A 26,194-nucleotide genomic window follows, 5' to 3' on the forward strand; every position below is an offset into this window, starting at 1 on the left:
CGCGGCGTGCGATTACCGTTGCCGGGACTCCGACAACTGCTGGCGGCGATAGTCGCCCTGGCGGTCCAGCATCCACCCCGGGTACTCCGATGGCAGCGCGCTGACCTGGTCCAGGCGGGCCAACTCGTCCTGATCGAGACGCACCTCGGTCGCGGCGATGTTGTCTTCGAGCTGATCGAGGCGCTTGGCGCCGACGATGACGCTGGTCACCACCTTCTGATGCAGGAGCCAGGCCAGCGCGATTCGGGCGACCGAAATGCCCCGGGCATCGGCGATTTCGCGCATGGTGTCGATGCAGTCGAAGCCGCGCTCCCGGTTCACCGGCGGGAAGTCGAAGGTGGCGCGCCGATCGCCCGCCTTGGCTTCGCCGTCCCGCGTGTACTTGCCGCTGAGCAGCCCGCCGGCCAGCGGGCTCCAGACCATCAGCCCCAGCTTTTCGCTCTCCAGCAGCGGCGCGATCTCGCGCTCGAGGTCGCGCCCGGCCAGGGTGTAGTAAGCCTGTAGCGATTCGAACCGATGCCAGCCGTTCTGCCGGGCGATGCCCAGCGCCTTCATGATCTGCCAGGCCGCCCAGTTGGAGACGCCGACGTAGCGTACGTGGCCATGCTCGACCAGGGTATGCAGCGCGCGCACGGTCTCCTCGATCGGCGTCGCGGGATCGAAGCCGTGGATCTGGTAGAGGTCGATGTGGTCGAGCTGCAGACGCTTCAGGCTCGCCTTGACGCCTTCCATGATGTGATAGCGCGAAGCGCCGCGATTGTTGATGCCGGTGGAGCGGTAAGGGTCGTCGGTGCCGGTGGGGCCGAAGACCTTGGTGGCGACGACGACGTCATCGCGCGGAACGCCCAGATTCCGTAGCGCCTGCCCGGTAATCACCTCCGACTGGCCCTGGGAGTAGACATCGGCCGTATCGATGAAGTTGATGCCGGCGTCGAGGGAACGACCGACCAGCTTGTCGGCGTCCGCCTGCTGCAGGTCGCCGATCTGGCCCCACATCTCGCCGTTGCCGCCAAAGGTCATGGTGCCCAGGCAGAGCTCGGAGACGAACAGGCCGGTATTGCCCAGATTGCGGTAGCGCATGATGACACTCCTGGTTATCGATGGGAGAGGGTCTCCACGGGAGTGAGTATGGGCCACGGCGGGAGCGGGATTGGCTCGATCCGATCGGATCTTTGCCTAAACCTGCCGGAGTCACATCTTCACATGTCTCTCGGGAGAGGGATGGGATAGCCTGAACCGGTCGTCGGGAGGGGAATCGCCACCATGAACCAACGAGTCGATGCGTTGACGCCGCTCTATCAGAGCGGGCCGACGGTCGAGAGCGACGGGCTGCTCGTGCATTACCGCCGGGAGCTGGTCGACTTGCTCGATCGTCTGACACGAGGTCGCGAAGGCAAGTTGCCGAGCGCCATACCCGGCCTGTCGATCCACCGACTGAGCGCGCCGGTGCCACCACGATACGTGGTCCACGATCCCGTGTTCAGCGTGATCGCCCAGGGGGCCAAGCGGCTTTCGATCGGCAACGAGATCTACGAATACGACCCGATGAACTACCTGGTCTCGTCGGTCGACCTGCCGGTATTGGCGGGCGTCTCCCAGGCCAGCCGGGCGGCACCCTACCTCGGGCTGCGTCTGGATCTCGACGTCGACCTGATCGGCGAGCTGATCCATGACGACAAGCTGCCGCCCGATCCGGCTGCGGAACCGGCACGTGGGCTCTACGTGAACCGGCTCGAAGCCCCGCTGCTGGAGGCGGTGCTGCGTCTGCTGCGCTTACTGGACTCGCCGCAGGACATCCCGGTACTGGCGCCGATGATCCAGCGCGAGATCGCCTACCGCCTGCTTCGTCATGGGCACGGCAACCGACTCCGCCAGATCGCGCTGCAGGATAGCCAGACCCGACGGGTCGCGGCGGCGATTCGCCTGCTGCGAGAACGTTACGCCGAACCGCTGCCGATCGCCGTCATCGCCGAAAACGTGCACATGAGCGTGTCGTCGCTTCATCATCACTTCAAGGCGGTCACGGCGATGAGTCCCCTGCAGTACCAGAAGCAGTTGCGGCTGCAGGAGGCGCGGCGATTGCTGCTCGCCGGCACCCTCGAGGTGACCACGGTGGCGCAGCGCGTCGGCTACGAGAGCCCCTCCCAGTTCAGCCGCGAGTATCGGCGCTGTTTCGGCCTGCCGCCGCAGCGAGACAGGCAGCGCTGGCGCGCCTAGCCGAAAGGCCAGGGGACAGGGCTCAGGGGATCATCGATGGCATCATGCGGTAATAGAGATTGAACAGTATCCACAGCGTGCCACCCACCATGATGGTGAGAATCAGCACCGTGAAGAGGATCAACTGCAGGTCCTCGCGCTTGTTCCTGGCCAGCGTGATGTGCAGAAAGAACCGAAAGTGCACCACGATCTGGATCACGCCGCAGACACCGATGACCCAATAGAGCGTCGCGGTGGCGATCTGGGTGAACGCCGCCAGGCCGAACGGGATCAGCGTCAACACGGCCGCGAGCCCGAAGCCCCAGCAGTAGCTGCGAAGCTCCTGCGCCTTTTCCCGCGCTTCCTCGTCGCTGAGCTGTCGATGACTCATGCCGTCCCTCCCAGGTAGACCAGTGAGAAGATCCCGATCCAGACCACGTCGAGAAAGTGCCACAGGATCGCCAGGCGCATCAGGCCGGTCTTGGTCTGGGTATCGAGTCCGTGAACGGCGATCTGCCCCAGCAGTGCGATCAGCCAGATCGAGGCGGCGGTCACGTGGAGCCCGTGGAGCGGCACCAGCGCGAAGAACGCCGAAAGAAAGCCGCTGCGACTCGGCACGCCGCCCTCGGTGAACATCTTGTGAAAGTCGTAGAGCTCGTGGCCGAGAAAGGCGAGGCCTAGCAGCAGCGTCACCACCAGCCAGCCCACCAGCACCTTGCGATCGGTGCGGTACTTGAGTGCCAGCGACGCCATGCCGAAGGTGAAGCTGCTCACCAGCAGCAGCGAGGTCTCGATGAACGCGCTCTTGAGCTCGAACAACTCGCCGGGGCCGGGGCCGCCGGCGGTGCCGCCGAGCATGGTGACGTAGGTGGCGAAGAGCAGACCGAAGATGATCAGGTCGCTCATCATGAAGACCCAGAAGCCGAAGACCAGCGACTCGCTCGCCTCGTGGGCCTCGGCGTGGGCGTGCCCCAGGTTGAGGCCCGGGTGTCTGATGGGGGTCGAACTCATTGGACCGCTCCCTCGATGGGCGAAGCGGGCAGGCCGCGGTTGGCGGCGCTCTGCTCGTCGGCGCGGGTGACCGGCGTGAGCGATGCCAGCGTCGCGAGCCACGCTTCGTGCTGTCGGCGGACCTCGGCTGCCGGGATCAAGCGCGTGGTATCACGCACATAGCCGCGGGCGATCAGGGCGATCAGCGCCGCCACTCCTGCCGCCACGACCAGCCACCACTGGTACCAGGTCAGTCCGAATGCCAGCAGGAAGCCGGTGATGGCAAAGATCGGTCCCATGGCGCTATTGGCGGGCATCTCGATATCTTCGTAGTCGTCGGGTCGCGGATGCGCGCCACCGCCGGTCTCCTTCTGGCGCATGTAGGCGTCGCGGCTGTGGACCTCGGGAATGACCGGGAAGTTGTATTCGGGCGGTGGCGACGAGACCGACCACTCGAGGCTGCGGCCATCCCACGGGTCGCCACCGGGCACGCGATTGGCATGGCGGTCGCGAACGCTGACCCAGAGCTGGATCAGCAGGCAGAGCATGGCGACGAGGATGATCACTGCGCCGACCATGGCGGCCACCGTCCACGGCAGATAGGCGGGCTCGAAGAATGCCACCGAGCGCCGCGGCATGCCGAGTACGCCAAGCGCATAGAGCGGGAAGAAGGCGAGCATGAAGCCGACGATCCAGCAGCACGCTGCTCGCCGGCCCCAGCGCTCTTCCAGGCGGAAGCCGAAGGCCTTGGAGAACCAAAGGTTGGTACCGCCCAGCATGCCGAACAGCAACCCAGGGATCAGCATGTTATGGAAGTGGGCGACCAGAAACAGCGAGTTGTGGATCTGATAGTCCACGCTGGGTACGGCAAGGATGATTCCCGTCAATCCGCCGATCACGAACAGCATGATGAAACCGATGGCGTAGATCATCGGTACCGAAAAGCGAATACGGCCGCGGAACATCGTCAGCATCCAGTCATAGATTTTGACCCCGGTGGGGATGCCGATCAGCATCGTGGCGATGCCGAAGATGGCGTTGATATGGGCGCTCTGGCCCATGGTGAAGAAGTGGTGCAGCCAGACCGTGAAGGAGAGCACCGCGATCGCCAGGGTCGCGATCACCAGGGCACCGTAGCCGTAGAGCTTCTTGCCGGAGAAGGTCGAGAATATCTCCGAGAAGATGCCGAAGGCCGGCAGGATCAGGATGTACACCTCGGGATGGCCGAACGCCCAGAACAGGTTGATGTAATTCATCATGTTGCCGCCGAGATCGGCGGTGAAGAAGTGGAAGTCGAGGTAGCGATCGAGTGCCAGCAGGGCGGTAGCGACGGTCAGCGGTGGCATGCCGAAGATCATCAGGATCGAGGTGCACAGCGCCGTCCAGGTGAACAGCGGCAGGCGCAGCCAGCTCATGCCCGGTGCCCGTTGCTTGTAGATGGTGACCGCGAAATTGATGCCGGTGAGTGTCGACGACAGCGTCGACAGGGTCACGGCCCAGATCCAGTAGTCGACCCCGGCACCGGGATTGGCCGCGCTTTCGGTGAACGAGGGATAGCCGCTCCAGCCCCCAGTGGAAAACGGCGCGAGGATCAGTGAGACCATGACGATCGCCGCGCCGGCGGCGGTGAGGCCTAGGCTGATCGAATTCATGACCGGAAACGAAAGATCCCGTGCGCCGATCTGAAGGGACATCACGTAGTTGATGATGCCGGTCAGGAAGGGCATCGCCATGAAGAACACCATGATGGTGCCGTGGGTCGTGAACAGCTGGCCGAAGTGATCGGCCGTCAGGAAGCCGCCGTCCAGCCCGAAGGCCTGCTGCAGGCGCATGAAAACCGCTTCGATCACTGCCCGCGCCAACATCACCAGCGCAATGGCGATGAACATGATGCCGATCTTCTTGTGGTCGGGGCTGGTCAGCCATTCGCGCCACAGCCAGCGCCAGCGTCGGGTCCAGGTCAGCACGCCGACGACGATCAGGCCGCCGAGAATCACCATCGCACCCGCGCCGCTGGCAATGATCGCGTTGACGATGTTCTTGGTCGTCGGGTCGACGATGGCGTCCCAGAACGGCAACGCGCTCCAGTCCAGTCGGCCCAGCATCCATTCGGCCCAGTGAGTCATGGTCGGGCCTCCGGTGAAGACGAAGCATCGTTCCTCGTTCCGCCCGATTCGATCGATGACCAGTGGGGAGTGGCATGCTCGACGATGTCGTCGAACAGGTTGGCGGGGAGATGGCCGAAGCGCAGGCGCCGATCGCCTTCGGGAGTGGCATTGTCCGCGCCGGGGGGCTCCAGCGATTGCACCAGCGCCCGGCCGGTATTCTGTGCCATCAGTCGATCGAAGACCCGGGGGCCGAGCGTCATGCCGCTCTCGCGGGTGCGGGTGACGAAGTTCTGAAATGCGGAATCGTCGACCACGCGGGTGACGAAGTGCTGGTGATGAAAGCCTTTGCCGTTGTACTGCATGTTCTTGCCGGGGAACTCGCCCTGGTTGTCCGCCTCGAGATGCAACTGGGTGACCATGCGGTTCATCACGTCGATCTGGCTGCCGAGAGCGGGAATGAAGAACCCTTGCATGACGCTGGCGGAGGTCAGTTTCAGCGCCAGGGGGCGGTGGACGGGGACGACCAGCTCATTGACCGTGGCGATGCCCTGGTCGGGATAGATGAACAGCCACTTCCAGTCGAAGCCCACGACTTGGACTCGCAGTGGCTTGACGTCCTCGCTACCGGAGAGGGGGCGGTACGGATCCAGCGCCAGCGTGCCGCGCCACGCCACCACGGCCAGGGCCACGACGACGAGACAGGGAATCCCCCAGATCACGATATCCGCCAGCTTCGAAAATCCCCAGTGAGGACGGTACGTCGATCGACTGCCATAGCGGTAGCGGACGATGAGCCACGGGGTGAGGATCAGCACCGGAAGAACCACGATCGACGTCAAGCCGATGATCACCCCCAGTTGATGCCGCTGCGCGGCGGCAATCGGTCCTTGCGGATCGAGAAACGAGATGGGGTGCTCACTACAACCGGAGAGCCATATCGCCAGCAGGCCGATCGACCAGTAGCGATAGTGCGAATGGGTTCGCAGATGGAAAAGGGGATGGAACACGGTGACCTCTGGAAACGTCCTTGTTTCGAAACTCATGGTTCGCTAACCCAACTCGTTAGCCTCTTTACTATAGAAACGATTCTGATCGATGCCAGCGTTGTTCGAGGAAGGATTTCCCTGACGGTCGCGATGAAATTTGAGCATGGGAAGTATTGTCTGGGGCTATCGCAGTCATGCTTAGAAAAGTCTTTGGCTATCGCCAAGCCCTTGCCGTTAGCGGGCTCGGCAGATAATGGGTGGAATCTCGCGAGGGGAGCCCACGACCCAGGGCCGCCTCATTGGCCGAAGGTCGGTTTTCAGTGGTTGGACAGGGCCAAGGGTTCACTCTATACATTGTGGTGCGCCCGGATCGGGCGGACGTCCTGCTTGAGCCGGGTTCCCGCGCTCGGGTCTCTAGCGGTTCTGGTGGACAGCATTCAGGCGATCGTGTCGCGAACCTGACAGTCGAGTCTTCACCGCCATATGGCATCGACTCGTCGTGACCGCCCATGAAGGGCATCGCCGCAGGAGTTACCCGTGCAGGTCGATCATCGTCCTGCAGCGTTGAATTAGGGAGAGATCATCGTGACTAGCGACAACCGCAAACCGACGACCACGGATGCCGGCATCCCGGTAGCGAGTGAGGAAAATGCACTATCGGTAGGCCCCGACGGTCCGATCGTGCTGCACGATCACTACCTGATGGAGCAGATGGCTGCCTTCAACCGCGAGATGATTCCGGATCGCCAGCCGCACGCCAAGGGGGGCGGGGCCTTCGGCCATTTCGAAGTCACCCAGGATGTCAGCCGATACACCAAGGCCAAGTTTCTCCAGCCGGGCAAGAAGACCGAGATGGTTGCGCGCTTCTCGACGGTGGCCGGCGAATCGGGAAGCCCCGATACCTGGCGGGATCCTCGTGGCTTCGCCCTGAAGTTCTACACCGAAGAAGGCAACTTCGACATGGTGGGTAACAATACCCCCGTCTTCTTCGTGCGCGATCCGATGAAGTTCCAGCATTTCATCCATTCCCAGAAGCGTCGTGCCGATAACGGCCTGCGCGACCACGACATGCAGTGGGACTTCTGGACCATGGCGCCGGAGTCTGCCCACCAGGTGACATGGCTGATGGGTGACCGGGGCGTTCCTGCCTCCTGGCGTCACATGAATGGCTACTCCAGCCACACCTATATGTGGGTCAACGCTCAAGGCGAGCGCTTCTGGGTCAAGTATCACTTCAAGACCGACCAGGGCATCAAGTGCATGACCCAGGAGCAGGCCGACCAGATGGCCGGCAGCGATGCCGACTACCATCGGCGCGACCTGTTCGAGGCGATCAAGCGCGGCGACTATCCGACCTGGACGCTGCAGGTCCAGATCATGCCGTTCGAGGATGCCAAGACCTATCGCCTCAACCCCTTCGACCTGACCAAGGTCTGGCCCCATGACGACTACCCGCTGATGGAAGTGGGCAAGATGACGCTGGATCGCAATCCGGAGGATTTCCATACCCAGATCGAGCAGGCCGCCTTCGAGCCCAACAACATGGTGCCGGGCACCGGGCTGTCGCCGGACAAGATGCTGCTGGCGCGTTCGATCTCCTACGCCGATGCACACCGTGCCCGGCTGGGGGTCAACTACAAGCATATCCCGGTCAACTCGCCCAAGTCGCCGGTCAACAGCTACAGCAAGGGCGGCGCGATGCGCATGCATAACGCCAGCGACCCGGTCTATGCGCCGAACAGCAAAGGCGGCTCCAAGGCCGACCCCGAGCGCTATCCGGAAGACGCGGTGTGGCAGGCCGATGGCGAATTCGTCCGCACCGCCTACACCCTGCGTCCAGCGGATGACGATTTCAGCCAGGCCAACGATCTGGTCAACAAGGTGATGGACGATGCCGCCCGCGACCGGCTGGTCAACAACGTGGTCGGTCACGTCTCCGGCGGTGTCGAGGAGCCGGTGCTGTCCCGGGTGTTCGAATACTGGCACAACATCGATGCCACGATCGGCAAGCGCATCGAGGAGGGGGTGAAGGCCAATCGCGGCAAGTAACGCCGAAACCTGGCCGACGCATGACCAAGAGGCCCCGCTCACCACCGGTGAGCGGGGCCTCGTCCTGTTATTGCGGCGTCAGAAGCTGGACCACTCCTCGGCCTCTGCCGTCTCCGGCCGTTTGGCCTGGCGCGGAGCATCGGCACGCGTGGTGGTCATCGGCAGCGGCACGGGGTTGTGTTGCGCTGGCTGCGAGGCGTCGTAGCCACGGAAGAAGCCGACCTCGCGAGCCAACCGCTCCGCTTGGCCCTGCAGGTTGCCGGTCACGCTGGTGGACTCCTCGACCAGCGACGCATTCTGCTGGGTGACGCTGTCCATCTCGCCGACCGCGAGGTTGATCTGCTGGATGCCGGTGGACTGCTCGCGGCTGGCAACGGCGATCTCCGAGACCAGATCCGTCACCTTTTCCACGTTGCTGACGATCTCGGCCAGCGTCTCCCCGGAGCGGTTGACCAGTTCCGAGCCTCGCGACACCCGTTGCGCACTCTCTGATACCAGTTGCTTGATCTCGCCGGCGGCATCGGCGCTGCGGCTCGCCAGCTGACGTACCTCCTGGGCCACCACCGCAAACCCCCGGCCCTGCTCACCGGCACGGGCAGCCTCGACCGAGGCGTTGAGCGCCAGCAGATTGGTCTGGAAGGCGATCTCGTCGATCAGGCCGATGATGTTGGCGATCTGCTTGCTGGAGTTGTCGATCTCCTGCATCGCGGTGATCGCTTCATTGACCACTTCTCCGCCCTGCTTGGCCTGGCTGCTGACTTGTTCGGCGAGGCTGTCGGCCTGGGAAGCGTTGTCGGCATTCTGCTTGACGGTATTGGTGATCTGCTCCAGCGCCGCCGCGGTCTCCTGCAGGCTGGCGGCCTGCTCCTGGGTGCGCTGGCTCAGGTTCTCGTTGCCGGCCGCCAGTTCCGCGGAGATCGATTCGACGTTTCTGGCATTGCGCGCGACTTCGCCAATCACGCCCGATAGCCTATCCCGCATCGACGCCATGGTGTCCAGCATGTGGCCGAACTCGTCGCGGTAGTTGGCGCTCAGGCGGACGCCGAGATCCCCCTCGGCCAGCGATCCGGAAAACGCCGTGGCCTCCCGCAAGGGTTTGAGAATGCCGCGACTGAGCCACCAGCCGATGGCGATGGCGATCAGCAGGCCGAACAGGATGGCGCCGATGATCACGTTTCGGCTGAACTGATACTCCTTGACGCTCTGCTGGTAGCTGTCGAGGGTGGCCTGCCGTGCCCCGCGATAGAGCGAGGTGATCGTCTCGTAGAGGTTGGCATAGCCCTGGTTGACCTGCGCTTCGCTAGCCTGGCCGCTATCCAAATCATTGCGCAGCGACTGTAGCTGCTGCAGGTAGCTATCGGCCAGTCGCCGCTCCGTGTCGCTCGACACCAGCGCCGGGTAGTAGCTGTTCCAGGCGTCGTCGGTGCGCTTGCGGTTCGCCTCGACCTCCTGGCGCTGGGCATCGGAGAGGTTGCCGGCCCCAACCCTGGCGAAGATGGTGCGATTGTCGCCGGTGGCTCCCCTCACCGTGGAGAGCTGAATCATGGCCTGGACGTTCTCTGCGACGATGGATTGCATCGCCTGCTGGGTCTGACGGTTGCTGAGGACGCCCTGTACCCCGATCAGGATCAGCAGCAGGATGATCAGGCCCAGCGCCAGGAATAGCCTGGCTTTGACGCTATGAAGCGCAATTCTCATGTTTGGTCCCTCAAAACACTCTTTCAGATAAGGCGCGTGTTTCCACGCGGGCCCGCGTAGTTAAATTCCTATCGGCAAAATTCAATTTTTATTGAAGTGCAATTTAACTTTTGTCGACGCTAAAAGACGCTGCGGTGGCGATTGAGTTTCGAGAGGTGTCGACCTACAGCGACAGGCGGCGTCGACGCGGCAGGATGGGAGGCGGGAACGAAGAGAAAGAGGGTGGCGGCGTCTCCTGGACGCCGCGCGAGGGGGCGGCTCAGTGACCGCGCTGCTTGATCTGGTCCTTCAACTGATCGGGTACTTGCTTGATGATCAGCCGATCCCGCTCATCGTCGTATTCGATGCTGTTGCCGAGCAGATGGGAGTCGAAGCTGATCGAAACGCCGCTGGCGCGCCCGGCGAAGCGCTTGAACTGCTGCAGGGTGCGCTTGTCCGGCGGAATTTCCGCGGCGAGGCCGTAATCCTGATTGCGGATGTAGTCGTAGAACGCCTTGGGGTGCTGCTCGTCGACCAGCTCGGAGAGCTCGTCCAGCGTGATCGGCTCGCCACGCTTGGCCTGGGCATTGGCATAGTCGATCAGGGTGTCGGTCTTCTCCCGGCTCGCCTCCTCGGGCAGATCCTCGTTTTCCACGTAGTCGCTGAACGCCTTGAGCAGGGTGCGCGTCTCGGCCCCGGCGTTGACGCCCTCCTGACACCCCAGCCACTGTCGAAAGGCTTCCACCAGTTTCTTGTTGCCCCGATCCTGCACGTAGGTGATGTACTGGCGTGACTCCCCCCGTTGCCACTGGGTCAGGTCGATTCGCGCTGCCAGCATCAACTGGCCCAGGTTGAGCTGCTGGGCGGGAATGATGTTGAGATCGGAATCGACACCGTAGCCGTCACGCTGATGGAGCAGTGTCAGGGTCAGGATTTCCGCCTCGCCCTGGCGTGAGTGGACGAACCACCAGTGGCCACCGATCGAGAGATGGGCGTCGATCAGCGGCGTCAGGCTCTCGGTGGTCTGGCGGGTGAAGTCGGTGAAGTTGACCTCGCCGCGTCGATAGCGCGCCAGTTCGTAGGCGAAACGCGACGATGACGCCATTTCGCCGTTGGTGTCATCGCTATCTTCCGCCTCACTTTCGACGAAGTGCCCCCACGCCTTGGGCTTGCCGTGAAAGCTCGAGTTGAACGCGGCCAGCAGCGACTCTGCCGTGGCGATGTCGCTCATGGCTTCGCCGCTCGTCAGCGTGGCGGGCTGTTCGTCGCCCGGTTTATCGACGCGGTGGGCGCAGGTCTGCAGTATCGGCATGAGATGGCTCGTGAAGCGTGAAAGGGCGGGCCACCGGCCGGCAGCCCGCGAGAGAGACGATGACGTATCCTGGCCGGGGCCTCCTCAGGGACGGAGGCGATAGCCGGTGCGGAAGATCCAGCTGATGACGGCCAGGCTGACGGCCAGGAAGACGCCGATCATGACCAGGCTGGCGATCACGCTGACGTCGCTGATGCCGTAGAAGCTCCAGCGGAAGCCGCTGACCAGATAGACCACCGGATTGGCCAGCGTCACCGCCTGCCAGAACGGTGGCAGCATATCGATCGAATAGAAGCTGCCGCCCAGAAACGTCAGTGGCGTGATGATCAGCAGCGGCACCAGTTGCAGTTTCTCGAAGCTGTCCGCCCAGATCCCGATGATGAAGCCGAGCAGGCTGAAGGTGAGGGCGGTCAACAGTAGAAACAGCATCATCATGAACGGATGCTGGATATGCAGGTCGACGAAGAAGTTGGCCGTGCCCAGTATCACCAGCCCCAGGATGGCCGACTTGGAGGCGGCGGCACCGACGTAGCCGAGCACGATCTCGAAGTACGAGATCGGTGCCGACAGCACCTCGTAGATGGTGCCGGTGAACTTGGGGAAGAAGATGCCGAAGGAGGCGTTGGAGACGCTCTGGGTCAACAGCATCAGCATGATCAGACCGGGCACGATGAAGGCGCCATAGCTGACCCCCTCGACCTCCTGGATGCGCGAGCCGATGGCGGCGCCGAAGACGACGAAGTAGAGCGAAGTCGAGATGACCGGGGAGATCAGGCTCTGCAGCAGCGTGCGCCCGGCACGCGCCATTTCGAAAGTATAGATGGAGCGGACGGCTTGCAGGTTCATGGGCGCTCTCTGACCAGGTTGACGAAAATATCTTCCAGCGAACTCTGCTTGGTATGCAGGTCCTTGAAGCGGATCCCGGCGGCTTCGATCTCGTTGATCAGCGCGCTGATGCTGACGTGATCGCTATCGCCGGCCTCGCTGGCATCGTAGGTGTAGACCAGCACGTTGCCGTCCTCGGCCAGCGTCAACGGGTGGTGGGCCAGCGCGGGCGGCACGCTGGCCAGCGGCGTCTGCAGGTGCAGCGTCAACTGCTTGCTGCCGAGCTGGCGCATCAGCGCCGCCTTCTCCCGTACCAGCACGATCTCACCGCCATTGATGACGCCGATCCGATCGGCCATCTCCTCGGCTTCCTCGATGTAGTGTGTGGTCAGGATGATGGTCACGCCGCTGTTGCGAAGCTCCCTGACCACTTCCCACATGTCGCGCCTCAGCCCGACGTCGACACCCGCGGTGGGTTCGTCGAGGAACAGGATCTCCGGCTCATGCGCCAGGGCCTTGGCGATCAGGACACGGCGCTTCATGCCGCCGGAGAGCGTGATCAGCTTGTTCTTGCGCTTGTCCCAGAGCGACAACGCCTTGAGCACCTGCTCGATATGGCTGTCCTTGGGCGGCTTGCCGAACAGGCCGCGACTGAAACGCACCGTGTTCCAGACCGTCTCGAAGGCATCGCTGGTCAGTTCCTGGGGCACCAGGCCGATCTTGGCGCGGGCCGCGCGGTAGTCGGTGACGCTGTCGTGACCGTCGACCACCACGCTGCCGCCGGTGGCATTGACCAGCCCGCAGATGATGCTGATCAGGGTGGTCTTGCCGGCCCCGTTGGGACCTAGCAGCGCAAATATCTCGCCGCGCTGGATCTCCAGGTCGATCTGCTTCAACGCTTCGAAACCGGAGTCGTAGCGCTTGGAAAGGCCGGAGATGGCGATCACCGGCGCCGGCCGGTCGGCGGGGGAGTCGGCTTTGGCCTGGTGCTCTGGCGCTGTGGGCGTCTCGTGATTCATGAAAGGCGATACATCGTGACGTGAGGGGCCATCATTGTAGGCGAAAAAGCGCGCCGGCTGGACCCGTCAGAGAGCGGGAGCGTGCCGATGGGGCCGGGAAAGCGTGAAAGGGGCCCTGCCATGGGCGTAAACGGGCGTAATGGCACAGAGTTGGCTATAACGAACAGGCAACATAAAAAATCTTACCGATAAGGCCGGTGTCGAAAAGAGACCGAGCTCGCATCAGCAAGGAGGCCATTCATGCCACGTTCTTCCTTTATCCATCGCACCGCCATCGTGTTGTTCGCTGCCGTCCTCGGCGGCACGGCGCTGTCCGCCTGTACCACGACGACGACCTCCGACAGGGAGAGTCGCCTGTCTCAGCGCCAGCAGCTAGACCAGGACGTGCAACAGACGCTGGATCGGCTCTACCGTTCGGTGCCGGAGGCTCGGTCACTGGCGGAGCGCGCGGAGGGCGTACTGGTGTTCCCCGGCGTGCTGGGCGCCAGCTTCATCGTCGGCGCCAGCCATGGCGACGGCTCACTGCTGATCGATGGCGCCAAGGCGGGTTACTACACCACCACCAGCGGCTCGATCGGCTTCCAGGCCGGGGCCCAGTCCCAGGCCATCGTCTACATGCTGATGACCGAGAAGGCGCTCAATCGGGTACGCAGCGACAACGACTGGTCGGTAGGCGCCAGCGCCGGGGTCGCGGTGGCGGATATCGGTGCCAACGGCCAGATCACCAACAACACCGCCAACCAGGAGGTGGTGGCATTCGTGATGAACAACCAGGGCATCCAGGGTGGCGTTTCGCTCAACGGCGCCAAGATCTCCAAGGTCAGCCCCTGAGTCGAGCCGAGTGATTCACCGGCCCAGCGCAGAAAACCCACCGTGAGGTGGGTTTTCTTTTTGCAGCAAGCCGGGAGATCGGCGGGCGCGAGGGGTCAGGCGCTCTCGGGCAGCTCGGCGTTGTGATAGACGTTCTGCACGTCGTCGAGATCGTTCAGCATGTCGATGAACTTCTCGAACATCGCCACGTCATCGCCTTCGACCGGCGTATGGGTTTGCGGCAGGAACTGGATCTCGTCGGCCTCGAACTCGAGTTCGCCCAAGGCATCGAGCAGCGCCTGCTTGGCCTTGGCGTAGTCGGTGTGCGGCGCGAAGACGGTGATGCGGCCCTCCTCGCTCTCGATGTCGGTAACGTCGACATCGGCTTCCATCAGCGCCTCGAGCACGGCCTCCTCGTCGTCTCCGGCGAAGGCGAAGATCGCGCAGTGGTCGAACATGTGGCTGACCGTGCCCTGGGTGCCGATCTTGCTCTTGGTCTTGGTGAAGCAGCCGCGCACGTCGCCGAAGGTCCGGTTCGGGTTGTCGGTCAGGCACTCGACGATCACCATGCAGTTGCCGGGACCGAAGCCTTCGTAGCGTGCCGACGAGAAGTCCTCGCCACCACTGCCCTTGGCCTTGTCGAGCGCCTTGTCGATCACGTGCGAGGGAACCTGGTCCTTCTTGGCCTTGTCGATCAGCCCGCGCAGCGTCAGGTTGCCGGAGGGGTCGGTGCCACCGGACTTGGCGCAGACATAGATTTCGCGACCATACTTGCTGTAGACCTTGGTCTTGGCATCGGCCGTTTTGGCCATGGATTCCTTGCGATTCTGGAAGGCCCTACCCATTGTCACTACCTATCAGGTTGTCAACGACGGGCGAGATTTTACGCAACATCGCGCCGATGTTGCAGGTTTATTTGGCCTTTCCGGTACCAATTGACCACCCCCGGGCGACGAGACGGCGTCAATCTCGCCGTGCTCTGTTATTCTGCCGCGCCCGAGCATGACATGGCGAGACCGAGGCGTCCGCCGGTTGACTGCATCGATCCCTTCATCTCGACCAGGAGCGCCTGCCGTGCCCGATACCGACCATCACGAGACGCGCCGCGGCGAGGAACAGTCAGCCTCGGCGTACTCGCCCGAGCCGTTCTCCTCGCTGTCGCTGCCGCCGGCGCTGCAGGACAATCTTGCCTCGTTGGGCTATCTGACGATGACCCCGATTCAGGCCGCCAGCCTGCCGCCCATCCTGGACGGCAGGGACGTGATCGGCCAGGGCAAGACCGGTTCGGGCAAGACCGCGGCGTTCGGGCTCGGCCTGCTGTCGGCACTCGAGGTCACCCGGTTCCAGGTCCAGGCGCTGGTACTTTGCCCGACTCGCGAGCTGGCCGATCAGGTCGCCGAGGAGCTGCGCCGGCTGGCTCGCATGCTGGCCAACGTGAAGATTCTCTCGCTCTGCGGCGGCGCACCGCTGGGCCCGCAACTGAACTCGCTCTCCCACGGGGCGCACGTCGTCGTCGGCACGCCGGGCCGCATCGAAGAGCATCTGCGCAAGGGATCGCTGGATCTGTCCGCGCTCGGCGTGCTGGTGCTGGATGAAGCCGACCGCATGCTCGACATGGGATTTCAGGCCGCCCTCGACGCCATCGTCGCGGCGACGCCGGCGACACGCCAGACGCTGCTGTTCAGTGCCACCTATGGTGACAGCGTGCGCCCGGTGGCCGAGCGCATGCTGCGCGAGCCGGTGACGGTGGAAGTGGCCTCGACCCACGACGAGCAGAGCATTCACCAGCATTTCCATCAGGTCGCCGACGAGCCGGCCCGTCTCGCGGCACTCCGCCAGCTGCTGCTGCACTACCGGCCGGAATCCAGCGTGGTGTTCTGCAATACCAAGCGCGAGACCCAGGCGGTGGCGGACGAACTGGCCGCCATGGGATTCAGCGCCGAGGCGCTGCACGGCGATCTCGAGCAGCGCGATCGCGACCAGACGCTGATTCGGTTCGCCAACAAGAGTCTCTCGGTGCTGGTCGCGACCGACGTGGCGGCACGCGGATTGGATATCGACGCCCTGGATGCGGTATTCAATTACCAGATCGCCCGTGAACTGGAGGTGCATGTGCATCGGATCGGCCGAACGGGGCGTGCCGGCGCGAGCGGCGTGGCCTGCACGCTGTTGACCGAGAAGGAGGCCTATCGACTCGAACGTCTCGAGGCGTTCCTGGGTGAACGACTGCCGGTGGAGCCGTTGCCTGGCCGTGCCGGCGCCGGACAACAACCGTTTCAACCGCGCATGGCGACGCTCCAGATCGACGCCGGCAAGAAGCAGAAGATCCGCCCGGGTGACGTGCTGGGGGCCTTGACCAACGGTGACGACGCCATCGAAGGCGACCAGGTGGGCAAGATCAAGGTGCTCGATCGCAGCGCTTATGTCGCGGTCGAGCGCGGTATCGCCAAGCAGGCGCTGACGACGTTGAGCGCCGGTAAACTGAAAGGGCGCAGCTGCCGGGTGCGCCGAATCGGACGCTGAGGATAGCGAGGACCTGTGAGGATAGCGAAAGCATGAAAGTACCCAAGCGATTGCAGCCGTTGGTCGAGGATGGCCTGGTGGACGAGGTCGTCAGTCAACTGATGAGTGGCAAGGAGGCCCAGGTTTTCGTGGTTCGCTGCGGTGACGAGCTGCGCTGTGCCAAGGTGTTCAAGGAAGCCAAGCAGCGCAGCTTCAAGCAGGCGGTGGCCTACCAGGAGGGCCGCAAGGTGCGCAACAGCCGCCGCGCGCGGGCGATGTCGAAGAAGACCCGCTACGGTCAGCGCGAGCAGGAGTCTGCCTGGTTGAACGCGGAAGTCGACGCGCTCTATCGCCTCGCCGAAGCGGGCGTGCGAGTACCGACGCCTCACGGCTTCGTCGATGGCGTGCTGCTGATGGAGATGATCGTCGATGCCGATGGCGACGTTGCGCCACGTCTCGATGACGTCGAATTGACGCCGGAGCTGGCGCTCGAGTATCACCAGCGCCTGATCGGCGAGGTCGTCCAGATGCTGTGCGCGGGGCTGATCCACGGCGACCTGTCCGAGTTCAACATTCTGGTCGGTGCCGAAGGGCCGGTGATCATCGACCTGCCCCAGGCGGTGGATGCGGCGGGCAACAACAACGCGCCCTGGATGCTGGTGCGCGACGTCGACAATCTGCGCGGCTACTTCGGTCGCTTCGAACCGGCACTGCTGAAGACCGACTACGGCAAGGAGATCTGGGCGCTCTACGAGGCGGGCGAGCTCCACCCCGAGGTTCGGCTCACGGGTCGGTTCGTGCCGGATGCGACGCTCGTCGATGTCAGCGATGTCATGCAGGTCATCGACGCCGCCCGCGAAGAAGCGGCGGAGCGCCAGGCGCGGGAGCAGGATGACGACGAGCCGGCGTGGTAGTGGGCGACGAGGCAGCTGTCATGCCGGCAAAAAGCGGGGCGTCGTCGGCACGGCTTGATCGGTGCGGGAGGGGAGCGTCTACACTCTGAGCACACCATCAGGCGATCCTTCGAGGTCGTCGCGTTCGAGGAGTGCCCCATGCAAGTCATCAATCTCAAGTCTCCCGGCGGCCTGGACCAGCTCAAGCTGCACGAGGTCGAAGGGCCGGGAGAGCCGGGCCCGGGAGAAATCCGCGTCCGCCTTCACGCCAGTTCGCTCAACTTCCACGACTATGTCGTCGCCAGCGGGAAATCCCCGACCGAGGAGGGACGTATTCCCATGGCCGACGGCGCGGGTGTCGTCGAGGCCGTCGGCAAGGGCGTCACGGAGTTCGCCACCGGCGACCATGTCGTCTCGACCTTCTTCCCCCACTGGCTCGATGGACCGGCACGCGTGGCCGACTTCAAGACGGTGCCGGGGGACGGCGTCGATGGCTACGCCCGCGAGCAGGTGGTACGCCCCGCCCACTGGTTCACCCATGCGCCCCAGGGGTATACCCACGCCGAAGCGGCCACGCTGACCACGGCCGGCCTCACCGCCTGGCGCGCGCTGGTGGTCGATGGTGGTCTCAAGGCCGGCGATACCGTGCTCACGCTGGGGACCGGCGGTGTCTCGATCTTCGCGTTGCAGCTGGCCAAGGCGATGGGGGCGAGGGTCATCTCGACCTCGTCCACCGAGGAGAAGATCGCCCGGCTCAAGGCGCTGGGCGCCGATCACACTATCAACTACCGCGAAGAGCCGGAATGGGGCAAGAAAGTCCAGGCGCTGACCGATGGCCGCGGTGCCGATCACGTCATCGAAGTCGGCGGACCGGGCACCTTGCCGCAATCCATCGACGCCGTGGCCATTGCCGGCCACATTTCGCTGATCGGTGTCCTGACCGGTCGCGGCGGCGATATTCCCACCTCCAAGCTGATGGCGAAGCAGGCCAGGCTGCAGGGGCTGATCGTGGGCAGCCGTCGTCATCAGATCGAGATGATCCGCGCCCTCGAGATCACCGGACTCAAACCGGTCATCGACAGTTCGTTCTCGCTCGACCGAATCGCCGATGCCTTCCGCCACCAGGAGTCCGGCAAGCACTTCGGCAAGATCTGCCTTGAGTTCTGATCGTTAGCGTCAATCACTGGCGTGGCCACCTGAGGTAAACCGCAAGCGCCGCCGGACANNTGTCCGGCGGCGCTTTTTCACACCTTCCGATCGCTGTCAGCTATCCGTCTTGCGGGAAGCGGGGCGCAGGTCGTAGTCGAAATACTGGTGCATCAGGGTTTCGAACGTGCCGTCCGCGTAAACGCCATCCAGCGCCTGGTTGAAGATGTCGGCCAGATCCTGGTCGCGAGGGCGCACGGCGATGGCGTTGCCCTTGCCGAAGATCGACTCCGGCCGGTCGATGCGCGGGCCCACCTGGACGAACTGGCTGTCGGGACTGCCGATCTCCAGTGAATCCAGCGCCACCGGATAGTTGAGGAAAGCCAGGTCGAGCCGCTGCGACTCCAGGTCCAGCGCCACATCGGCCGCGGTGGCGTAGCGCTGAATGTCGAGCGTGTCCGCGTATTGCTGGGTGATGTAGCTGTCCTGGGTGGTGCCGCGCTGCACGCCGACCGACAATCCCTTCAGCGAGGCGGGGTCGTCGAGATCGATCGTCTCGCCGCGGCGGGCGACCCACACCTTGGGCGACATCGCATAGGGGCGCGTGAACAGCACCTGGCGCTCCCGCGCCGGGGTGATCCGCATCGACGACATGATGGCGTCGTACTTGCGCGAGAGCAGGCCGGGGATGATGCCGTCCCAGCCCTGCACCACCCATTCGCAGTCGAGCTTGGCGCGCTGGCACAGGGTGTTGCCCAGGTCGATCTCGAACCCCTCCAGCTCACCGTCAGCATTGCGATACTCGAACGGCGGATAGGGCACGTCGACGGCGATTCGTACGTGCTGCGGAGCGGCAGCCTGAACGGTGGAAGACAGGCCGAGCCCGATCGCCACGGCGACGAGGGAGAGGGTGACTCGGTGGTTGAAAGGTTGTGTCACTATAGGATCCTTGGTGTTGTCCATGTTGTTGTGATCGATGCACCGCCTGATGATCGCGCAGGGTACTCACGAAGGCCAGGAAACGAGCCGGGATCGACACGCCATGGCGATGCGAAAGGTTTCGCTCGGGGGGATCGATTGACGCTTCATGATCGACCATTGGCTAGTGGAGGGCCGGCCATCGGTCATCAGTCCAATACAGAGAAGGGACCCTCATGAGTTGCATCTTTTGCGACATCGTCGCCGGTCGTGCGCCGGCCCACCGTATCTGGGAAGACGAGTCGCACCTGGCTTTTCTCTCCATCTTCCCCAATACCGAGGGTTTTTCGGTGGTGATCCCCAAGGCGCATCACGGCAGCTATGCCTTCGATCAGGAAGACGCGGTGCTGCGTGAGCTGATCGTGGCGACCAAGCAGGTGGCCAGGCGCCTGGATCGGGCGCTGGAGGGCGTGGCCCGCTGCGGCATGTTCTTCGAGGGCTACGGCGTCGATCATCTCCACGCCAAGCTGTTCCCCATGCATGGCACGGGGGACGACGCCGCGTTCAAACCGGTCGAGTCCAGGGTCGACAAGTACTTCGACGTTTACGAAGGCTATCTCTCCTCCCATGACTACCGGCGTGCCGACGATGCCGAGTTGGCAGCGCTTGCCGCCCGGATCCGGGTCGCCGGCGACACGGCCTAAGTGGCGGGGAACCGCCTTCCCATGGCGCCGGCCAACCTGTAACTTGGCGTCATCGCCGCCAGGGCCCGCGCATTCGCGAACCCTCGAGGCTCCGATCTCCAATCTCCTTCAACCGGGAACCCTTCATGCAGACACCCGTGACCGCCTTGCCCGTCGCCGCCCGTCAACCGTGGCGGTGGCTATTGCTGCTGGTATTGATGCTGTCGCTCTCCGGCTGCGGCATCAACAACATTCCGACCCTGGACGAGAAGGTGAAGTCGGCCTGGTCCCAGGTCGAGAACCAGTATCAGCGCCGCGCAGACCTGGTGCCCAACCTGGTGGAGACGGTCAAGGGCTTCGCCAGCCAGGAGCGGGAGACGCTGACGGCGGTCGTCGAAGCGCGGGCCAAGGCGACCTCGATCCAGGTCGATGCCGATACGCTGAACGATCCCCAGCAACTGCAGCAGTTCCAGCAGGCCCAGAGCCAGCTGACCGGGGCGCTGAGCCGGCTGATGGCGGTTTCCGAGCGCTATCCCGATCTGAAGTCGAACCAGAACTTCCTGGCGCTGCAGTCGCAGCTGGAAGGCACCGAAAACCGGATCGCGGTGGCACGTCGCGATTTCATCCAGGCGGTCGAGGCGTACAACACCGAAATCCGGACCTTCCCGGGCAAGATCTGGCATAGCGTGCTCTACAGCGATATGCCGATTCGCGAGAACTTCGAGGCCACCGCGGAGAACGCCGACCAGGCGCCCAAGGTGGAGTTCTGATGCGCTGTCCGACGCGACGAACGTACACGCGCGCTATCTCGCTGACGCTGGGCCTCTGGCTAATGGCATTCGCGTTGCTCGCCCAGGCGGCCCCGGACTTTCCCGAATTGACCGGGCGCGTCGTCGACAACGCCGACCTGCTGGATGCCTCGACCCGCGATCGGCTGACCGACATGCTCGCGGCCCACGAGGAGGCGACCGGCGAGCAGCTCGTCGTGGTGACGTTGCCGAACCTTCAGGGAGAGGCCATCGAGGACTACGGCTACCAGCTCGGCCGCCACTGGGGTATCGGCCAGGAGGGGGAGGATAACGGCGCGCTGCTGATCGTCGCCGTGGACGAGCGCGCCGTGCGGATCGAAGTGGGTTACGGCCTCGAGGGCCGGCTGACCGACGCCCGGTCTTCCGCGATCATCAACCAGACCATCACCCCCGCGTTTCGCAAGGGGGATTACGCCGGCGGGATCACGGGTGGCGTTCAGGCGATGATCGCAGCGCTCGGCGGCGACGCCCAGGCTGAGGCGGCTCCGCCGCCTCAGCCCGCCCAGCAGGAATCCCGTCACCTGGGTGGTGCCGGGATCTGGTTCTTCGCGCTATTCATGATCGTCATGCTGATCGTGCGTGGCGGCGGTGGCGGTGGTGGACGCGGCGGCAGACGGCGCCGGCGCGGAGGCGCCATGGGCGGCGTGCTGCTGGGCGGCGCTCTCGGCGCTCTCGGCGGTTCCGGCGGCTTCGGCGGCGGTGGTGGTTTCGGGGGCGGCGGCTTCGGCGGCGGTGGTGGTGGTTTCGGCGGCGGCGGCGCGTCCGGTGGCTGGTAGACGACAGGATAACGACAGCATGGCTTTATTGAGTGAAAGCGAACAACGGCAAGTCGGCGATGCGATCACCCGGATCGAGCGCGACACCGACGCCGAGGTCGTCACCGTCCTGGCGCGTCAGGCCGACGATTACACCTATATTCCGCTGCTGTGGGCTGGACTGACGGCGCTCATCGTCCCCGGCGCGTTGAGCGTCATCGCCAGTTGGCTGGGGTGGCTGGGCGGGAGCAGCGCCTGGTATCTGCTGCTGGCGCAGTGGCTGGTCTTCATCGTGCTGGCGGTGGTGTTCCGGCTGCCGCCGGTGCTGACGCGACTGATTCCGCGGCATGTGCGTTTCTGGCGCGCCTCCAACCTGGCCAGGCGCCAGTTCCTGGAGCAGAACCTGCATCACACCGAGGCGGGTACCGGTATGCTGATCTTCGTCTCCGAGGCCGAGCGCTACGTCGAGATCCTCGTCGATCGGGGCATCTCGGCACGCTTGAGCGACGATACCTGGCAGGCGATCGTCGAGGCGTTCACCGCTCGCGTCAAAGCCGGCGAGACGTTGCAGGGCTTTCTGGACTGCATCGATAGCTGTGGCGAGCTGCTCGAGGCCCATGTGCCGGCGACCCACGAGCGCAATGAACTGCCCAACCGGCTCGTCGTGCTCGACTGAGTGCTGGGCCTCGCCTCGGCGAGGATCCGACGTCCGGATACGACAACGCCACCGNNCGGTGGCGTTGTCGTTTGGGGCTGGCCGAGAGGCGGGTGTCAGACGTTACCGTTGGGCGTGCCGCCGCCGCTGCGGCGCTGGCCACCGCGCGAGCGCTGCCGGCGCTGGGCCGGGGCATCGCCGCTGCGGTTGCCACGGTTGCCGCTGTCGATGCGGTTGCCACGGTTGTCGTCTTGAGAGCCGCCCTGGCCCGAGGAAGCGCCACGGCCTTCGCTTCGGCGTGAATCGCCACCGCGCCCGCCGGCACTGTTGCCGCGACCACCACCGTTGCCGCGGCGCTGGCCGCCATCACCACGCCGTTGGCCGCCGCGGGGCTGGCGTCCTTCGTTCTCGTCGACCTTGGGGCCACCGCCGGGCGTGGGTTCGAAGCCAGCCACCGCCTCGCTGGTCAGGCGCTGGCTGATCAGGCGCTCGATGCCGGCCAGTTCTTTCTTCTCGTCCAGGCTCACCAGCGAGACGGCCTGGCCGCTGGCGCCGGCCCGGCCGGTACGGCCGATACGGTGGACGTAGTCCTCCGCCACGTTGGGCAGTTCGAAGTTAACCACCTGCGGCAACTGGTCGATATCCAGCCCGCGTGCGGCGATATCGGTCGCGATCAGGGCGCGGACTCCACCGCTCTTGAAGTCGGCCAGCGCCTTGGTACGGGCATTCTGGCTCTTGTTGCCATGAATCGCCGCGGCCTCGATGCCCTGGCCCTCGAGGTACTTGGTCAGGCGGTTGGCGCCGTGCTTGGTGCGGGTGAAGACCAGCACCTGTTGCCACTGGTGAGTCTGGATCAGGTGCGACAGCAGCGCCGGCTTGCGGCTCTTGTCCACCGGATGGACCCACTGCTTCACCGTCGCCGCGGCGGCGTTGCGCGGGGTCACCGAGAGTTCGACCGGATCGTTGACCAGGCCCTTGGCGAGGTTGCGGATGTCGTTGGAGAAGGTCGCCGAGAACAGCAGGTTCTGGCGCTGCTTGGGCAGCACGGCCAGAATCTTGCGGATGTCATGGATGAAGCCCATGTCGAGCATGCGGTCGGCTTCGTCCAGTACCAGCACTTCGAGCTTGTCGAAGCGAACCACTTTCTGCTGGTAGAGATCGAGTAGGCGACCAGGGGTGGCGACGAGAATGTCGACACCCTGGCGCAGGGTGGCGATCTGCGGGTTGATCTTGACACCGCCGAAGACCACGGCGCTTTTCAACGGCAGGTGCTTGCCGTAGGTCGCCACACTCTCGCCGACCTGAGCGGCGAGCTCGCGGGTCGGGGTCAGGATCAGCGCGCGCACAGGAATCTGTGAACCGGCCCGGGGACGATCGCCCTGGGACAGACGGTGAAGGATCGGCAGGGTGAAACCCGCCGTCTTGCCGGTGCCGGTCTGCGCGGCGGCCATGACGTCTCTTCCCTCGAGAACGGCGGGAATCGCCTGTGACTGGATCGGGGAGGGGGTGTCATAGCCTTGCTCGGCAACGGCTTTCAGCAACGGGGCGCTAAGGCCCAGTGAGGCAAAACTCATTCGGTATTCTCTAGGTCGCGGCGAATGGCGAAGCGAAGCGGCTACGCTCTACCGGGGAATGCCAGTGCTGGCTGATGCGCCTGGAGGCGGCAAAATGGAGGGTCGTCGACTCTTTCAGCTTCGCGTGACGACGGTCAGACAGGTAACGGCAATGGGCCCGCAGCTTAACGCATGTGCGCCGCCGCCGCCATCCCGTTGTGACGCCTGGTGTGAATCGATTCGAAGCCGGGCCGGGGCAGGAGCGAACCGGTCTCGCGGCGAAGTGAGGACTGACTGGGGCGGTGGCAGCCGGTCGGGGAGGTCGTCATGCCTGGTGCTGGCTATGCTGGATGAGGATACGACTTCCGGATTCACATGACGGAGAGGAGAACGACGATGCACAGAAGCCGTCTGGCAGCGCTCGTCATCGATAGCCAGGGCGGAGAGAAGTCTTCCGCCATCGATTTCTGGTCCCGGGCACTGGGCTGGCCCTGTCACGAGACCGACGAGAAATACGGCAAGCTGGCTACGCCGGCGGATCAGCCCGATGTGCTGATTCAGCAGGTGGATCACCCCAGCCGGGTGCACCTGGATATCGAGACCGACGATATCGAGGCGGAAGTAACCCGGCTGGAAGGGTTGGGGGCCAAGGTGGTCGAGCGCCTGGAGCGCTGGACCGTCATGGAAGCGCCGACCGGCCATCGGTTCTGTGTCGTCCATCCCCAGCGGCCGGATTTCGAGGATGCCGACAACGTCAATGCCTGGGCGTGATCGAGGGACACCCATTGCCGGCCCGACGATGGGTGTCCGCAAGGCTCAGCGGGGATCGCTCGCCGCCGTAACTCCATTGACCCGAGCGCGAGGCGGATTCCCCTCCGGCGCCAGTCGGCGTACGCCGAAACTGCCGGTCCAGGGCGCGGCGATCGCCAGCAGCGCCGAGAACACGATCCCGAGATAGTTGAACAGCGCCCAAGGGGCGTAGTCGAGCGTGGATACGCCGAGCGTCGCCGCCATGTAGACCGCCGAGACCGTCCATGGCGCCAGCGGCTCGGGGATCATGCCGCCGTCTTCCAGGCTGCGCGAGAGATTGAGCGGATGAAGCCCTTTGCTGGCGTACTGGTCGGCGAAGATCTCGCGGGTCAGGAAGAAGGTCACGTAGCTGTTGCCGGTGGAGAAGATGATGCAGAGACCGGCGAGCAGCGAGGCGAGGATGGTACCGCTGGCGGAACGTACGTGCTCCAGCGTCCGGTGGAGAACCACATGGAGCGCTCCCGAGGCCTCCAGCGCCGAGGCGAAGAAGAACGCGCAGAACACGAACAGCACGGTGCCGTGCATGCTGTAGAGGCCGCCCCGTTCCAGCAGCGTTCGCAGCGTGTCGTTGATCTGTCCGGCCTGTGCGGAGGGCAGCATGTCGACGCTGAAGCCGGAGACGGCGGCCTCCACCACCACCGACAGCGGCAGGCCCTGTACCCACAGCGCCAGCAGCATGGCGCACAGCGTCGAAGCGAACAGCACCACCAGCGTGGGTTTCTTGAGTATCGATCCGGTCAGGATGATGACCGCCGGGAGCAGCAGGATCGGATTGAGGGTGAAAAGCTCCTCGATCTGGGTGGTGGTGGCGGCGATGGCCGGCGACTGGGCATCGCCGTGGAGGCTGGTGCCCAGTATCCAGTAGGCGAGCGCCGCGACCAGGCAGGATGGCACCGAGGTGAACATCAGATAGCGAATATGGCGGTAGAGGTCCACCTTGACCACCATCGACGCCATGATCGTGGTATCGGACAGCGGTGACAGCTTGTCGCCGAAATAGGCCCCCGAGATGACAGCGCCGGCGGTGATCGCCAGGTTGATCTCCATGGCTCCGGCGATCCCCATGATCGCCACGCCGATGGTGCCCGCCGATCCCCATGAGGTCCCGGTGCAGGTCGAGACGATGGCGGTGGCGACGAACGCCATGACGTAGAGATAGCCGGGGTCGATCAGTTCCAGCCCATAGTAGATGAAGTAGGGGATGGCGCCGGCCACCAGCCAGGTCCCGATGATCAGCCCGATGCTGTAGAGCACCAGGATGGCGATGGTCGCGGTACGGATCTTGTCCGCGAGGATGGTCATGATGTCGTCCCAGCGGCGGCCGTGGGCGACGGCGAACAGCGTCGCCAGGACGCCGACGGTGATCAGGACCATCTCCGTTTCGTACGCTGCGATGACGATGCCGTAGATGATGGTGGCGGCAATGACGAGCAGTAGTCCGAGCGAGGCGAGAAACCCGGGTTGTTGTTGTCGGGTGGTGACCATCGTGGCGTCTCCG

Annotated in this window: 24 protein-coding genes; 11 read left to right on the forward strand and 13 right to left on the reverse strand. The window is 64.2% G+C overall.

Going from position 1 to position 26,194, the window contains the following annotated elements; all coding sequences use genetic code 11:
- Window positions 1-12: 12 nt before the first annotated feature.
- Window positions 13-1,080, reverse strand: coding sequence for an aldo/keto reductase (locus DOM56_RS07350; RefSeq protein ID WP_110708185.1), 1,068 nt, complete (start codon window positions 1,078-1,080; stop codon window positions 13-15).
- 183 nt (window positions 1,081-1,263) lie between these two features.
- Between DOM56_RS07350 and DOM56_RS07355 the strand changes: the two genes are divergently transcribed.
- Window positions 1,264-2,217, forward strand: a complete 954-nt coding sequence (locus DOM56_RS07355) for an AraC family transcriptional regulator (protein ID WP_110708186.1) — start codon at window positions 1,264-1,266, stop codon at window positions 2,215-2,217.
- A gap of 22 nt (window positions 2,218-2,239) precedes the next feature.
- On the opposite strand, the gene cyoD is transcribed toward DOM56_RS07355, so the two are convergent.
- The 4 genes from cyoD to DOM56_RS07375 are packed head-to-tail and all read right to left on the reverse strand — an operon-like array spanning window position 2,240 to window position 6,301.
- A complete protein-coding gene (gene cyoD / locus DOM56_RS07360) occupies window positions 2,240-2,587 on the reverse strand; it encodes a cytochrome o ubiquinol oxidase subunit IV (protein ID WP_110598691.1) in 348 nt (115 codons plus the stop codon).
- Window positions 2,584-3,207, reverse strand: a complete 624-nt coding sequence (locus DOM56_RS07365) for a cytochrome c oxidase subunit 3 (RefSeq protein ID WP_110598690.1) — start codon at window positions 3,205-3,207, stop codon at window positions 2,584-2,586. The genes cyoD and DOM56_RS07365 overlap by 4 nt, the downstream gene beginning before the upstream one ends.
- Window positions 3,204-5,312: a cbb3-type cytochrome c oxidase subunit I gene (locus tag DOM56_RS07370; protein WP_110708187.1), complete on the reverse strand. Its 2,109-nt coding sequence runs from the start codon at window positions 5,310-5,312 to the stop codon at window positions 3,204-3,206. Before DOM56_RS07370 ends, DOM56_RS07365 begins: the two co-directional genes overlap by 4 nt.
- Window positions 5,309-6,301: a cytochrome ubiquinol oxidase subunit II gene (locus DOM56_RS07375; protein ID WP_198655715.1), complete on the reverse strand. Its 993-nt coding sequence runs from the start codon at window positions 6,299-6,301 to the stop codon at window positions 5,309-5,311. The genes DOM56_RS07370 and DOM56_RS07375 overlap by 4 nt, the downstream gene beginning before the upstream one ends.
- 564 nt (window positions 6,302-6,865) lie before the next feature.
- Between DOM56_RS07375 and DOM56_RS07380 the strand changes: the two genes are divergently transcribed.
- Window positions 6,866-8,329 carry a catalase gene (locus DOM56_RS07380; protein ID WP_110708189.1) on the forward strand — a complete coding sequence of 488 codons (1,464 nt, stop codon included), beginning with the start codon at window positions 6,866-6,868 and terminating at the stop codon, window positions 8,327-8,329.
- A 78-nt stretch (window positions 8,330-8,407) separates the two neighbouring features.
- Here DOM56_RS07380 and DOM56_RS07385 read toward each other — a convergent pair whose 3' ends face one another.
- From DOM56_RS07385 to DOM56_RS07400, 4 genes are all read right to left on the reverse strand, one after another.
- Window positions 8,408-10,027, reverse strand: coding sequence for a methyl-accepting chemotaxis protein (locus tag DOM56_RS07385; RefSeq protein WP_110708190.1), 1,620 nt, complete (start codon window positions 10,025-10,027; stop codon window positions 8,408-8,410).
- Between the two features lie 259 nt (window positions 10,028-10,286).
- The gene (locus DOM56_RS07390) at window positions 10,287-11,318 is read right to left on the reverse strand and encodes a nucleoid-associated protein (RefSeq protein ID WP_110708191.1); all 1,032 of its coding nucleotides are present in this window, start codon (window positions 11,316-11,318) and stop codon (window positions 10,287-10,289) included.
- Between the two features lie 84 nt (window positions 11,319-11,402).
- A complete protein-coding gene (locus DOM56_RS07395) occupies window positions 11,403-12,164 on the reverse strand; it encodes an ABC transporter permease (RefSeq protein ID WP_110598683.1) in 762 nt (253 codons plus the stop codon).
- Window positions 12,161-13,162, reverse strand: coding sequence for an ABC transporter ATP-binding protein (locus DOM56_RS07400; protein ID WP_110708192.1), 1,002 nt, complete (start codon window positions 13,160-13,162; stop codon window positions 12,161-12,163). Before DOM56_RS07400 ends, DOM56_RS07395 begins: the two co-directional genes overlap by 4 nt.
- 240 nt (window positions 13,163-13,402) lie before the next feature.
- Between DOM56_RS07400 and DOM56_RS07405 the strand changes: the two genes are divergently transcribed.
- Window positions 13,403-13,993 carry a lipid-binding SYLF domain-containing protein gene (locus DOM56_RS07405; protein WP_110708193.1) on the forward strand — a complete coding sequence of 197 codons (591 nt, stop codon included), beginning with the start codon at window positions 13,403-13,405 and terminating at the stop codon, window positions 13,991-13,993.
- A gap of 95 nt (window positions 13,994-14,088) precedes the next feature.
- On the opposite strand, the gene DOM56_RS07410 is transcribed toward DOM56_RS07405, so the two are convergent.
- Window positions 14,089-14,817: a YebC/PmpR family DNA-binding transcriptional regulator gene (locus DOM56_RS07410; RefSeq protein WP_110708194.1), complete on the reverse strand. Its 729-nt coding sequence runs from the start codon at window positions 14,815-14,817 to the stop codon at window positions 14,089-14,091.
- 229 nt (window positions 14,818-15,046) lie between these two features.
- On the opposite strand from DOM56_RS07410, the gene dbpA reads away from it, so the two are divergent.
- From dbpA to DOM56_RS07425, 3 genes are all read left to right on the forward strand, one after another.
- Window positions 15,047-16,495 (forward strand): ATP-dependent RNA helicase DbpA, encoded by a 1,449-nt coding sequence (dbpA, locus tag DOM56_RS07415; protein ID WP_280951285.1) that lies wholly within the window; start codon window positions 15,047-15,049, stop codon window positions 16,493-16,495.
- A 32-nt stretch (window positions 16,496-16,527) separates the two neighbouring features.
- Window positions 16,528-17,388 carry a PA4780 family RIO1-like protein kinase gene (locus tag DOM56_RS07420; protein ID WP_110598678.1) on the forward strand — a complete coding sequence of 287 codons (861 nt, stop codon included), beginning with the start codon at window positions 16,528-16,530 and terminating at the stop codon, window positions 17,386-17,388.
- A gap of 138 nt (window positions 17,389-17,526) precedes the next feature.
- Window positions 17,527-18,534 carry an NAD(P)-dependent alcohol dehydrogenase gene (locus tag DOM56_RS07425; RefSeq protein WP_110708196.1) on the forward strand — a complete coding sequence of 336 codons (1,008 nt, stop codon included), beginning with the start codon at window positions 17,527-17,529 and terminating at the stop codon, window positions 18,532-18,534.
- A 96-nt stretch (window positions 18,535-18,630) separates the two neighbouring features.
- On the opposite strand, the gene DOM56_RS07430 is transcribed toward DOM56_RS07425, so the two are convergent.
- Complete coding sequence (locus tag DOM56_RS07430) at window positions 18,631-19,452, reverse strand: transporter substrate-binding domain-containing protein (RefSeq protein ID WP_232822220.1); 822 nt, start codon at window positions 19,450-19,452, stop codon at window positions 18,631-18,633.
- Between the two features lie 215 nt (window positions 19,453-19,667).
- Between DOM56_RS07430 and DOM56_RS07435 the strand changes: the two genes are divergently transcribed.
- The 4 genes from DOM56_RS07435 (at window position 19,668) to DOM56_RS07450 (ending at window position 22,354) form a co-directional block, all read left to right on the forward strand.
- Window positions 19,668-20,135 carry an HIT family protein gene (locus tag DOM56_RS07435; protein ID WP_110708198.1) on the forward strand — a complete coding sequence of 156 codons (468 nt, stop codon included), beginning with the start codon at window positions 19,668-19,670 and terminating at the stop codon, window positions 20,133-20,135.
- A gap of 125 nt (window positions 20,136-20,260) precedes the next feature.
- Window positions 20,261-20,884 carry a LemA family protein gene (locus DOM56_RS07440; RefSeq protein ID WP_110708199.1) on the forward strand — a complete coding sequence of 208 codons (624 nt, stop codon included), beginning with the start codon at window positions 20,261-20,263 and terminating at the stop codon, window positions 20,882-20,884.
- Window positions 20,884-21,699, forward strand: coding sequence for a TPM domain-containing protein (locus DOM56_RS07445; RefSeq protein ID WP_110708200.1), 816 nt, complete (start codon window positions 20,884-20,886; stop codon window positions 21,697-21,699). The genes DOM56_RS07440 and DOM56_RS07445 overlap by 1 nt, the downstream gene beginning before the upstream one ends.
- Window positions 21,700-21,718: 19 nt before the next feature.
- Window positions 21,719-22,354: a TPM domain-containing protein gene (locus DOM56_RS07450; protein ID WP_110708201.1), complete on the forward strand. Its 636-nt coding sequence runs from the start codon at window positions 21,719-21,721 to the stop codon at window positions 22,352-22,354.
- Window positions 22,355-22,449: 95 nt separating this feature from the next.
- Here the strand turns inward: DOM56_RS07450 and DOM56_RS07455 are convergent, their stop codons facing one another.
- A complete protein-coding gene (locus tag DOM56_RS07455; RefSeq protein WP_110708202.1) occupies window positions 22,450-23,907 on the reverse strand; it encodes a DEAD/DEAH box helicase in 1,458 nt (485 codons plus the stop codon).
- A 375-nt stretch (window positions 23,908-24,282) separates the two neighbouring features.
- Here DOM56_RS07455 and DOM56_RS07460 point away from each other — a divergent pair, with 375 nt between their 5' ends.
- Window positions 24,283-24,657, forward strand: coding sequence for a VOC family protein (locus tag DOM56_RS07460; RefSeq protein ID WP_110708203.1), 375 nt, complete (start codon window positions 24,283-24,285; stop codon window positions 24,655-24,657).
- A 45-nt stretch (window positions 24,658-24,702) separates the two neighbouring features.
- On the opposite strand, the gene nhaC is transcribed toward DOM56_RS07460, so the two are convergent.
- Window positions 24,703-26,181, reverse strand: coding sequence for a Na+/H+ antiporter NhaC (gene nhaC / locus DOM56_RS07465; protein WP_110708204.1), 1,479 nt, complete (start codon window positions 26,179-26,181; stop codon window positions 24,703-24,705).
- Window positions 26,182-26,194 lie beyond the last annotated feature (13 nt).

It is taken from the genome of Salinicola sp. CR57 (assembly GCF_003206585.1).
GTDB lineage: Bacteria > Pseudomonadota > Gammaproteobacteria > Pseudomonadales > Halomonadaceae > Salinicola > Salinicola lusitanus.

Bases quoted from the DNA above. Each gene is read 5' to 3' on its own strand.
- DOM56_RS07420 (WP_110598678.1), top strand. From the start codon at position 16,528: ATGAAAGTACCCAAGCGATTGCAGCCGTTGGTCGAGGATGGCCTGGTG.
- DOM56_RS07350 (WP_110708185.1), bottom strand. From the start codon at position 1,080: ATGCGCTACCGCAATCTGGGCAATACCGGCCTGTTCGTCTCCGAGCTC.
- DOM56_RS07445 (WP_110708200.1), top strand. From the start codon at position 20,884: ATGCGCTGTCCGACGCGACGAACGTACACGCGCGCTATCTCGCTGACG.
- DOM56_RS07410 (WP_110708194.1), bottom strand. From the start codon at position 14,817: ATGGGTAGGGCCTTCCAGAATCGCAAGGAATCCATGGCCAAAACGGCC.
- DOM56_RS07425 (WP_110708196.1), top strand. From the start codon at position 17,527: ATGCAAGTCATCAATCTCAAGTCTCCCGGCGGCCTGGACCAGCTCAAG.
- DOM56_RS07450 (WP_110708201.1), top strand. From the start codon at position 21,719: ATGGCTTTATTGAGTGAAAGCGAACAACGGCAAGTCGGCGATGCGATC.
- DOM56_RS07400 (WP_110708192.1), bottom strand. From the start codon at position 13,162: ATGAATCACGAGACGCCCACAGCGCCAGAGCACCAGGCCAAAGCCGAC.
- DOM56_RS07405 (WP_110708193.1), top strand. From the start codon at position 13,403: ATGCCACGTTCTTCCTTTATCCATCGCACCGCCATCGTGTTGTTCGCT.
- DOM56_RS07460 (WP_110708203.1), top strand. From the start codon at position 24,283: ATGCACAGAAGCCGTCTGGCAGCGCTCGTCATCGATAGCCAGGGCGGA.
- DOM56_RS07390 (WP_110708191.1), bottom strand. From the start codon at position 11,318: ATGCCGATACTGCAGACCTGCGCCCACCGCGTCGATAAACCGGGCGAC.
- DOM56_RS07365 (WP_110598690.1), bottom strand. From the start codon at position 3,207: ATGAGTTCGACCCCCATCAGACACCCGGGCCTCAACCTGGGGCACGCC.
- cyoD (WP_110598691.1), bottom strand. From the start codon at position 2,587: ATGAGTCATCGACAGCTCAGCGACGAGGAAGCGCGGGAAAAGGCGCAG.
- nhaC (WP_110708204.1), bottom strand. From the start codon at position 26,181: ATGGTCACCACCCGACAACAACAACCCGGGTTTCTCGCCTCGCTCGGA.
- DOM56_RS07435 (WP_110708198.1), top strand. From the start codon at position 19,668: ATGAGTTGCATCTTTTGCGACATCGTCGCCGGTCGTGCGCCGGCCCAC.
- DOM56_RS07440 (WP_110708199.1), top strand. From the start codon at position 20,261: ATGCAGACACCCGTGACCGCCTTGCCCGTCGCCGCCCGTCAACCGTGG.
- DOM56_RS07455 (WP_110708202.1), bottom strand. From the start codon at position 23,907: ATGAGTTTTGCCTCACTGGGCCTTAGCGCCCCGTTGCTGAAAGCCGTT.
- DOM56_RS07385 (WP_110708190.1), bottom strand. From the start codon at position 10,027: ATGAGAATTGCGCTTCATAGCGTCAAAGCCAGGCTATTCCTGGCGCTG.
- DOM56_RS07370 (WP_110708187.1), bottom strand. From the start codon at position 5,312: ATGACTCACTGGGCCGAATGGATGCTGGGCCGACTGGACTGGAGCGCG.
- DOM56_RS07355 (WP_110708186.1), top strand. From the start codon at position 1,264: ATGAACCAACGAGTCGATGCGTTGACGCCGCTCTATCAGAGCGGGCCG.
- DOM56_RS07395 (WP_110598683.1), bottom strand. From the start codon at position 12,164: ATGAACCTGCAAGCCGTCCGCTCCATCTATACTTTCGAAATGGCGCGT.